The 1,912-nt window shown below is 36.9% G+C and carries 2 protein-coding genes; both read left to right on the top strand.

Annotated elements, in window-relative coordinates:
- On the top strand, positions 1 to 1,582 hold a 1,582-nt coding region (locus ACZFYI_RS19830; protein ID WP_462525850.1), incomplete at its 5' end, for a capsule assembly Wzi family protein.
- Positions 1,582 to 1,912 (top strand): UDP-N-acetylglucosamine 2-epimerase (locus ACZFYI_RS19825; protein ID WP_462525849.1); only part of this gene is annotated, 331 nt, incomplete at its 3' end. The genes ACZFYI_RS19830 and ACZFYI_RS19825, both read left to right, overlap by 1 nt.

The following is a 1,912-nucleotide window of genomic DNA, read 5'->3' as shown; positions in this document are numbered from 1 at the left end:
ATATTTGAGAAGAGATCAATTAATTGATTTATCAAAGTCTAATTCTTCCCTTCAATTGAGGCCGCTCCAATTTGTTAATGATTTTCCACTAATTGACAGTTCTTTGGTTGGAAATAAGGATTCGAATCTTAAAATTAAAATTCTTCCTTTTCTAAGTACCACCCAATTCAACTCTAAGCGTCCATATGGCTGGGGAGATTTTGGTATGATTCCAAACGTAGGCCTTCAACAATACTTGACGGGAGGAGTTTTTACAGGATGGAAATTTTTAAAATTACAGTTTCAACCCGAACTTGTCCTTGCTTCAAATAATTCTTGGTTTGGATTTCCCTCAGATTTTCCTGAATCAGTTAATATTGCAAGGTTTGTATATTGGAATCAAGGAGATTACCCGGAAAGATTTGGTGATAATCAATATTCAAAATTTTGGTGGGGACAATCAAAATTATCGATGGCTTTTGGGGCATTTGAAGCAGGTGTTGCAACTCAAAATATAGGATGGGGACCTGGGCAGTGGAACTCCTTAACTTTTTCCAATAATGCTCAAGGATTCCTCCATTTGACACTTAATACTACCAAACCGGCTAAAACCTTTTTAGGCAATTTTGAAACACAATTATTGAGTGGGAGAATTGATGAGTCAGGTTTAGCTCCTTCTCAACATCCTGAGTTAAATAATGAGTTTTTTAGGCCTTTTTCAGGAGATTGGAAATATGTAAATGCACTATCAGTTTCTTATAACCCTAAATGGGTGCCTGGTCTGTTTTTGGGGTTCAATAGAACTTTTCAGGTTTATAGAGAAAATATGGGGAATTCATTTTTGGATTTTTTCCCTGTATTTTCAGGAGTTACTAAAGAACAATTTTTTCAGGATGGAAATTCGGTTGATTTTGACAGTGATGGAGCTGATCAACAAATCAGTATATCCTTTAGATGGCTGATTCCAAAAAGTCATTTCGAATTTTATGGTGAATATGGAAGAAGAGACCATGCTTTGAATTGGAGGGAGTTCATCCTCAATCCGGAGCATGCAAGAGCCTATTTGATGGGATTTAATAAGCTGATTTCTTTATCCAGTCAAAATAGGTTTTTTCAAATAAGGGCTGAAATAACTCATCAACAGGAATCTGTAAACAGATATATCAGATATCCGGGAGAGACAGGCGGAATTACTTGGCATACACATTCCCCGACACGAGGATTTGCAAATTTTGGGCAAGCATTAGGAGTAGGAATAGGGGTTGGTTCTAATGTTCAGACATTAGAACTTTCCGTTGTTGAAAACTTCGATAAATTTGGAATATTGTTTGAAAGATTGGAAAACCATCAAGATTTTTATTATAGAGCCGGATTAAATAAGACAGATCGTAAACCTTGGATAGACTTAAGCATTGGCTTTCTTTATGATAAAAGATGGGGGAATTTGCTTCTAAGGTCTAAGCTTCAAATAGTAAACGGATTGAATTACCAATGGCAAATGAATCCAAAGAGTACTCCTGAATTTCCTAGGGGGGAAAATTTATTGTCCTTTCATTCGCAAGTGAGTTTGATTTATATTTTCAATAAAAAGGAAGCCTACTAATGATCAAGATTTCTTTAGTAGCAGGTGCAAGGCCAAATTTTATGAAAATTGCGCCTATAGTAAGTTCAATCCAAGATAAGCAGAAACAAGGAGTTACCATCCAATTTAGATTAGTACATACTGGCCAGCATTATGACAGAAAAATGTCTGGGGATTTTTTTGAACAACTCAATATTCCCGAACCTCATGTCAATCTGGAAGCAGGCGGGGGGACTCAAGCCGAGCAGACGGCAGCGATAATGGTTGCTTTTGAAAAAGAATTAATTCCAAACAGACCCAACGTGGTTTTGGTAGTGGGAGATGTTACCTCTACGCTTGCCTGCTCCATAG

Source organism: Aquiflexum sp. (assembly GCF_977115555.1).
The sequence above is the reverse complement of the archived record's forward strand: the minus strand, read 5'-3'. Positions and strand labels throughout refer to the sequence as shown.